We start from the raw sequence: 8,113 nt of genomic DNA, 5'->3' as shown, positions 1-8,113 counted from the left end.
GGCGCGGCGGCGGTGCGGGCTCGGGCGGCCGGCGCGGCGGCACCGGCCGCCCGTCCCGTCGCGGCGCCGGACGCGGCGGAACCCCGCGCCGTCCGGCGCGGGGTTCCGGAACGCGACCGAGGTCAGGAGACCGTGATCGTGCCGTCTCCGGCCCGGACGCAGGCCACGGAACGCGCACCGGTGGTGGCGGCGCCCGTCAGGCACTGCCCGAGCACCTGGTGGCCGGCCGCGTTCGGGTGCCACGACTCCTGGCAGGTCTGGAAGTGGCTCACGCAGGTGTTCGCGATCCGCTGGATGGCGATCTTGTCCTTGCCGGCGAGACTGGTGACGAAAGCGCCGTTGGGCGGGTTGTCCTGCAACCGGATCGGGGTGGCCAGGGTTCCGGTCGGGCTGGACGCCGACTCGCAGAGCCGGGCGCCGTCGAAGGCCCGCTGCACGTTGAGGTAGACCAGGTCGGTGCCGGGGAACTCGGCGGCCAGGGTGTCCCGGGTGGACCTCACCAGGGTGCCCAGCCCCTGCGAGAAGCGGTGTCCGGGCAGCAGGCTGGCCCGGTGGATCGGGCAACCGGCCGCGTACCGCTCGGCGCCCAGCGCGCGGAACTTGTCCCGGGTGTCGTCCCGGCTGTCCTCCTCGTGGAAACCCGGCGCGAGGTCGAGCGGCAGCGGGTTGGTGTAGTCCTGCAGGACGATCCGGTGCTGGCCGTCGGCGTCGATCTCGCGCAGCGTGGCGAGGAGTTGGCGTACGGCCGAGGTGGTCTCCGCGGTCGCGGCGCTCCACTGCGCGGCGGTGGCCAGGTCGGCGTCGCTGCACGGCTTCTGCTCGACGGGTCCGCCCAGGTAGGCCCAGAACTCCCACCAGCCGGTCCAGGCGTCGGCGATGAACCGGTTGGCGCACTTCTCCGCGACATTGCCGAAGGTGAACGAGCTGTTGTTCGAGCCGAGCCCGAGCAGCACGAGGTCGATGTCGTGGGTGCGGCCGACCGCGCGGAGCTGGTCGAGCTGCGCGGCCACCTGGCGCCCCTTGGTCCGGGCGGCGGAGGCGGTGGCGATGTCGTGCGGCTGGCCGCCGGAGCAGGCGAGGTTGAACCGGTCCTGGATGCCGGGCAGGCTCGCCCGGTGCAGCGACGCGTTGGCCGAGCGGTGGCAGAAGAACGCGTTGTCGTTCGGGGCGGTCCACCCGGGGAAGCCCTGGGCGACGCCGTTGACGTCGGGCACCGGGGTGTACGCCCCGGCGCCCTCGCCGCTGATGAAGCTGTCACCGAGCGCCACCGCGGCGGTGGGCGGTGCCGCGGCGGCCGGCGCCGGCAGCCCCACGGCGGTCGACAGGGCAGCCGTGACGACGGCGAGCACCCCGGCGAGTGCGGTACGACGGAACCTGGACATGACGTCCCCCATCTGTCCATCGAAATGTGAAAGATCCTCTGAGAGCGAGATCACACCACTTCGGCGCGAGGGGCGTCAATGCCTCCTGACAAATTCGTTCCGTGGCGAGGAGGAGCTGCCGCCCGCGCCGTGCGGACCGGTCCGCGCCGGGCGGCAGCTCCTCCCCGCCGCCGAACGCGCCCGGGGCGACGGCGCGGCGACGGCGGACCCGGCAAAGGCCGTTAGGGCGCCTTGCCGCGGAGACCCGCGTGGGGCGCCACCCGGCGGGCGGGAAGGCCGGCCGCGGCGACGGTGTTGTCCAGGTGGACCGGCCCGCGCCCCGGACCGATCCACGAACCGGTCAGCCCGGTCCGGGGCGGGGCGGACGGGACGTTCCGCGCATGCCGCCGTCGGGTCGCGCCGCGACGTGGGGCGGCCCGCGCTGCGGGGTGCCGTCGTCCTGTCGCATCTCCCGGTTAGGCTCGCTGCGGCGCGCCGGCCGACCGATGCCGTCGGACGCGGCACCACACCGCCGAGACCTGGGAGTACGACCAGTTGACCGCAGAGCCTGAGACCCTGTACGGGGCCGACGACCTCACGCACCTCGAGGGGCTGGACGCCGTCCGCAAGCGGCCCGGCATGTACATCGGCTCCACCGACAGCCGTGGCGTGGGTCACCTCGTCAACGAGATCCTCGACAACTCGACCGACGAGGGCGTCGCCGGCTACGCCACCAGGGTCGAGGCCATCCTGCACCCCGACGGCTCGGTCCAGGTCGACGACGACGGGCGGGGCATCCCCACCGACGTGCACGCCAAGTCCGGCATCTCCGGCGTCGAGCTGGTGCTCACCCGGCTGCACGCGGGCGGCAAGTTCGGCGGCTCGGGCTACAAGACCTCCGGCGGGCTGCACGGCGTGGGCGCCTCGGCGGTCAACGCGCTCTCCCGCCGCTTCGACGTCACCGTCCGGCGCGGCGGCAAGGTCCACGCGATGTCGTTCCGGCACGGCGTGCCGGGCATCTTCGACGGCGACGGCCCGGACGCGCCGTTCACCCCGGGCCCGGGGCTCCAGATCGTCGGCGCGATGAAGCGCGGCCAGCGCACCGGCACCTCGATTCGCTGGTGGCGCGACGCGCGCTACTTCGAGACCGGCGCGACCCTGGACGTCGACGCCGTGCGGATGAAGCTGCGCAACACCGCGTTCCTGGTGCCGGGCGTGAGCTACCTGCTGCGCGACCTCACCGGCGAGGAGCCGACCGAGGAGGTCTTCCACTATCCCGACGGCCTGACCGACATGGTGGAGTTCCTCGCCCCGGCCGGCGACCGGCCGGTCTCCGGCATGCTGCTGGTCACCGGCGAGGGCACCTACCGGGAGAACGCCGCCGACGCCAACGGCGTCATGCAGTCCAACGTGCAACGCCGGGCCGAGGTCGAGGTGGCCTTCCGTTGGGGCACCGGCTACGAGCGCACCGTCGAGTGCTTCACCAACACCGTCCGCAACGCCCACGGCGGCACCCACCGCAAGGGCTTCGAGCGGGGTCTGGCGCGTACCCTCGCCGACGCCGTGCGCAACACCCGGGGCCTGCTCAAGGCCAAGGAGGAGCCGCCCGCCCTGGACGACGTCCTGGAGGGCATGACCGCGGTCGTGCACGTGCGGATCCCGGAGCCGCAGTTCACCTCGCAGACCAAGGACGAGCTCTCCACCGCCGGCATCACCAAGGTGATCCAGGGGCTGGTCGAGCAGCACCTGAAGGCCTGGCTGGAGGATCGCCGGACCAGGGCCGAGGCGCGTACGGTCCTGCAGAAGATCGTCGACGCGGCCCGCGTCCGGCTGACCCAGAAGCAGCAGAAGGACGCCGCCCGGCGCAAGACCGCCCTGGAGGGCGCGTCGATGCCGCCGAAGCTGGTCGACTGCCGCGCGGCCGGCATCGACCGCAGCGAGCTCTTCATCGTGGAGGGCGACAGCGCGCTGGGCACGGGCCGGCTCGCCCGCTCCGCCGAGTACCAGGCGCTGCTGCCGATCCGGGGCAAGATCCTCAACGTGCAGAAGGCCAACCTCCAGCAGGTGCTGGACAACGCCGAGTGCGCCGCGATCGTGCAGGTGCTCGGCGCCGGCTCCGGCCGCACCTTCGACCTGTCGGCGATGCGCTACGGCCGGGTGCTGATCATGGCGGACGCCGACGTGGACGGCGCGCACATCCGCACCCTGCTGATCACGCTCTTCGCCCGCTACATGCGCCCGCTGATCGAGGCCGGTCGGCTCTACGCGGCGATGCCGCCCCTGCACAAGATCACCACCAGGGGGCGCAACCCGCAGACGCTCTACACGTACACCCAGGCCGAGATGGAGGCGACGGTCCGCAAGCTGGAGAAGGCCGGCAAGCAGATCGTCACCCCGATCCCGCGGTTCAAGGGCCTCGGCGAGATGGACGCCGACGAGCTCTGGGAGACCACGATGAACCCGGCCACCCGGGCGGTCCGCCGGATCACCCTCGACGACGTCGACGCCGCCGAGCGGATCCTCGAACTGCTGATGGGGGAGAAGGTCGAGCCGCGCCGCAACTGGCTGATCGACTCCGCCGACCGGGTCGACCGCGAGGCGATCGACGCATGAGCACCGCCCGCCGAGAGGGAAGCTGAACGATGGCACGCCGCAAGGACGACCGCGCCAAGGTGGACTTCTCCGCCTTCGACCAGGCCGGCGCGCGGGTCTTCGACAACCCGCTGGTCACCGAGGTCTCGGACTCCTACCTGGAGTACGCCTTCTCGGTGATCCACTCCCGGGCCCTGCCCGACGCCCGCGACGGCCTCAAGCCGGTGCACCGGCGCATCCTCTGGTCGATGTACGAGCAGGGCCACCGCCCCGACCGGGGGCACGTGAAGTCCGCCCGCATCGTCGGCGACGTGATGGGCAAGTACCACCCGCACGGCGACACGGCCATCTACGACGCGATGGTCCGCCTCGCCCAGGACTTCTCGCTCAACGCCCCCCTAGTCGACGGGCACGGCAACTTCGGCAGCCCGGACGACGGGCCCGCGGCCTCGCGCTACACCGAGGCCCGGATGTCGCGCGAGGCGATGCTGCTCGTCGGCGAGCTGGGCGAGGAGACGGTCGACGTCGAGCCCAACTACGACGGCTCGCTGACCCAGCCCACCGTGCTGCCCGCCGCGTTCCCCAACCTGCTGGTCAACGGCGCGTCGGGAATCGCGGTCGGCATGGCGACCAACATGATCCCGCACAACCTGGGCGAGGTCGTCTCCGCCGCCCGCTGGCTGATCAACCACCCGGACGCCACGCTCGACAAGCTCATGGAGTTCGTCCCCGGTCCCGATCTGCCCACCGGCGGCCTGCTGCTGGGGCTCGACGAGGTGCGCCGGGCCTACGAGACCGGGCGCGGGGTCGTCCGGATGCGCGGCAAGGTCGAGATCGGCCCGCTGGAGGGCAGCCGGGGCCGGCAGGCCATCACCGTCGTGGAACTGCCCTACGGCGTCGGCGCCGAGAAGGTCATCGCCGCCATCACCAACGAGGTCAACAAGACCAAGCGGCTCACCGGCATCGCCGACGTCAAGGACCTCACCGACCGGGAGAGCGGCACCCGCCTGGTCGTCGAGTGCAAGGTCGGGGTCAACCCGCAGGCGCTGCTGGCTGACCTCTACCGGCTCACCCCGCTGGAGCAGTCGTTCGGCGTCAACAACCTGGTGCTGGTCGACGGGCAGCCGCGGACCCTCGGGCTGAAGGCGCTGCTGGAGGTCTTCCTGGCGCACCGCTACGAGGTCGTGACCCGGCGCAGCTCCTACCGGCGCCGCAAGCGCCAGGAGCGGCTGCACCTGGTCGACGGCCTGCTGGTCGCCCTGCTCGACATCGACAGGGTGGTCAAGCTGATCCGGGGCAGCGACGACGCGCAGGCCGCCAAGGACGGCCTGATGCGCCAGTTCGGCCTCTCCGACATCCAGGCCACCTACATCCTGGACACCCCGCTGCGCCGGTTGACCAAGTACGACCGCATCGAGCTGGAGGCCGAGCAGGAGAAGCTCCGCAAGGAGATCGCCGAGCTCTCCACGATCCTCGACGACCCGAAGGTGCTGAAGAAGGTCGTCTCCGACGAGCTGGCGGCGGTGATCAAGCAGTTCGGCGCGCCGCGCCGCACCACGCTCGTCGACGGGGACCTCAAGGAGGTGCTGGCCGCGTCCGCGCCGGCCGGCCCGCTGGAGGTCGCCGACGACCCCTGCCAGGTGATCCTCTCCGCGACCGGGCTGGTCGCCCGGACGGCGGCCGAGTCGGAGGAATCCGCAGAGGGGCGCCGGCGGCACGGCCGGGTCAAGCACGACGCCGTACGCGCCGTCGTGCACTCCACCGCCCGGGGGCGGGTGCTGCTGGTGACCAGCGCGGGGCGGGCGTTCAAGGTCGACGTGCTGCCGCTGCCGGTCCTGCCCGAGCAGGCGGGGACGGTGTCGCTGCGTGGCGGGATGGCCGCCGCCGAGCTGGTGCCGCTGGAAGCGGGGGAGACGGTGGTCGGCCTGGCGCCGCTCGGCCCCGCGGCCGAGGGCTCCCCGGGCCTCGCCCTGGGCACCCGGCAGGGCGTGGTCAAGGTCTGCGCGCCGGAGTGGCCGGTCCGCTCCGACGAGTTCGAGGTGATCGGCCTGCGGGAGGGCGACGAGGTGGTCGGGGCGACCTGGCTCACCGACGGCGCGGAGACGCTCGCCTTCGTCACCTCGGAGGCGTCGCTGCTGCGGTTCGCCGCCGGACTGGTCCGGCCGCAGGGGACCAAGGGCGGCGGCATGTCGGGCATCAACCTGCCCGCCGGCGCCCGGGTGGTGTTCTTCGGGGCGGTCCGCACCGACGACCCGGGCCACGGCGAGCCGATGGTGGTCACCTCCACGGGCGCCACGGTCAAGGTCACGCCGTTCCAGGCGTACCCGGCGAAGGGGCGGGCGACCGGCGGGGTGCGCGCCCACCGCTTCCTCAAGGGTGAGACCGACGTGGCCGTCGCCTGGATCGGGCCGCGACCGGTGGCCGCCACCGCCACCGGCGAGCCGGTGGAACTGCCGGCGGCGGACCCGCGTCGCGACGGCTCCGGCTTCGCCGTGATGCTGGGCCCGACCGTCGTGGGTCACCAGATCGAACGCGACTGACCCGCGCGTCGAGGGGCCGGCCGCCCACGCGGCCGGCCCCTCGACGTCAGGCGCCGCCGGCCCGGTGGCCGATCGCCGCGCGGGTCACGGACGCGAGGGGGTCGCCTCCTGGTGGGTGGTGCCGCGCAGGCGGGCCACCAGGCGCATGCCGTGGTAGACGGCCAGGGCGGCGCCGGTGCCCAGGGCGATGCCGTTGAAGGAGAGGTCGCCGGCGGTGAGGGTGTAGTTGGCCGCGCCCACGATCACCGCGACCGCCGCGGTCATCAGGTTCACCGGGTCGTGGAAGTTCACCCGGTTCTCGATCCAGATCCGGGCACCGAGGACGGCGATCAGGCCGTAGAGGGCGGTGGTGGCCCCGCCGAGCACACCGGCCGGCACGGTGAGGATCAGCGCGCCGAACTTCGGGCTGAGGCCGAGCAGCACCGCCGTCAGGCCGGCCACCCAGTACGCGGCGGTGGAGTAGACGCGCGTCGCCGCCATCACGCCGATGTTCTCCGCGTACGTGGTGGTGCCGGACCCGCCGCCGGAGCCGGCGAGCACCGTGGCCAACCCGTCGCCCATGAACGCCCGTCCCATGTCCCGGTCGAGGTTGCGGCCGGTCATCGCGGCGACGGCCTTGACGTGGCCGGCGTTCTCGGCGACCAGCACCAGGATCACCGGGATCACCAGCACGACCGCGCGCAGGCTGAAGGTGGGCGTGTGGAACTCGGGCAGACCCAACCAGGCGGCGCCCCGCAGCGTGTCGACGGCCTTCGGGTCGAGCTCACCGAGCGCGGCGGCGAGAACCCAGCCGACCACCACCCCCAGCAGGATGGACAGTCGGGCCAGGAAGCCCTTGAAGGCCACCGTCGCCAGCAGGATCGCCGCCAGGGTCACCACCGCGATCAGCGGCTGCGCCCGCACCCCGGTGCCGCTTCCGTCACCGTCCCAGGCGACGGGGGCGAGGTTCAGGCCGATCAGCGCGACGATCGCGCCCGTGACGACCGGCGGCATCAGCGCGTCGATCCAGCGCGACCCGGCGAGCTGGACGACCAGCCCCACGGCGGCCAGGGCGACGCCGGCCACCACGATGCCGCCGAGCGCCGGCCCGATGTCGCCGCCGGCCTTGGCCGCCAGCACCGGCGCGATGAAGGCGAAGGACGAGCCGAGGTACGAGGGCAGCCGGTTGCCGGTGACCAGCAGGAACAGCAGGGTGCCGAGCCCGGAGAAGAAGAGCGTGGTCGCCGGCGGGAAGCCGGTGATCAGCGGCACCGTGAAGGTGGCGCCGAACATCGCCACGACGTGCTGCACGCCGATGCCGAGGGTGCGCGGCCAGGAGAGCCGTTCGCCGGGGTGCACCACGTCGCCCGGGCGGACGGACCGGCCGTCGCCGTGGACCGACCAGGCGGACCAGCGGGAGCGGGGCTCGGTGGGGGACTGGGTCATGGCACGCCCTTCGCGTCGTCGAGAGGTGACGGGGGCGCCGATGAACCCAGAAGTCGTTTCTAGCAGACCCCCCACCCCCACCCCCGCCCCCGCCCCCCACCCTCACCCCTCCCGCGATCTTGCGGTTTGCGCCCCTCGCCGGAGCGCTATGACCGAGCTGCGGGGGCAAAAAGTGCAAGATCGCCGCGTGCGGGG

General features: G+C 73.0%; 4 protein-coding genes. 2 read left to right on the top strand and 2 right to left on the bottom strand.

What is annotated here, in order from left to right; all coding sequences use genetic code 11:
• Positions 1-122: 122 nt before the first annotated feature.
• Positions 123-1,382, bottom strand: a complete 1,260-nt coding sequence (locus V6V16_RS27435) for a hypothetical protein (protein ID WP_334566782.1) — start codon at positions 1,380-1,382, stop codon at positions 123-125.
• Between the two features lie 534 nt (positions 1,383-1,916).
• Here V6V16_RS27435 and V6V16_RS27430 point away from each other — a divergent pair.
• Both V6V16_RS27430 and V6V16_RS27425 read left to right on the top strand, forming a co-directional pair.
• On the top strand, positions 1,917-3,974 hold the full coding sequence (locus V6V16_RS27430) for a DNA gyrase/topoisomerase IV subunit B (protein WP_334566779.1): 2,058 nt from the start codon (positions 1,917-1,919) through the stop codon (positions 3,972-3,974).
• Between the two features lie 29 nt (positions 3,975-4,003).
• On the top strand, positions 4,004-6,493 hold the full coding sequence (locus tag V6V16_RS27425; protein WP_334566777.1) for a DNA gyrase/topoisomerase IV subunit A: 2,490 nt from the start codon (positions 4,004-4,006) through the stop codon (positions 6,491-6,493).
• 84 nt (positions 6,494-6,577) lie between these two features.
• Here V6V16_RS27425 and V6V16_RS27420 read toward each other — a convergent pair whose 3' ends face one another.
• The gene (locus V6V16_RS27420) at positions 6,578-7,918 is read right to left on the bottom strand and encodes a uracil-xanthine permease family protein (protein ID WP_334566775.1); all 1,341 of its coding nucleotides are present in this window, start codon (positions 7,916-7,918) and stop codon (positions 6,578-6,580) included.
• Positions 7,919-8,113: the final 195 nt, after the last annotated feature.

The organism is Micromonospora sp. CPCC 205561 (assembly GCF_036906775.1).
GTDB lineage: Bacteria > Actinomycetota > Actinomycetes > Mycobacteriales > Micromonosporaceae > Micromonospora.
This window is presented reverse-complemented; position numbering and strand designations above follow the sequence as displayed.

What these genes read in the sequence shown, in the direction of transcription:
- V6V16_RS27420 (WP_334566775.1), bottom strand. Translation starts at nt 7,918, where the DNA reads ATGACCCAGTCCCCCACCGAGCCCCGCTCCCGCTGGTCCGCCTGGTCG.
- V6V16_RS27425 (WP_334566777.1), top strand. Translation starts at nt 4,004, where the DNA reads ATGGCACGCCGCAAGGACGACCGCGCCAAGGTGGACTTCTCCGCCTTC.
- V6V16_RS27435 (WP_334566782.1), bottom strand. Translation starts at nt 1,382, where the DNA reads ATGTCCAGGTTCCGTCGTACCGCACTCGCCGGGGTGCTCGCCGTCGTC.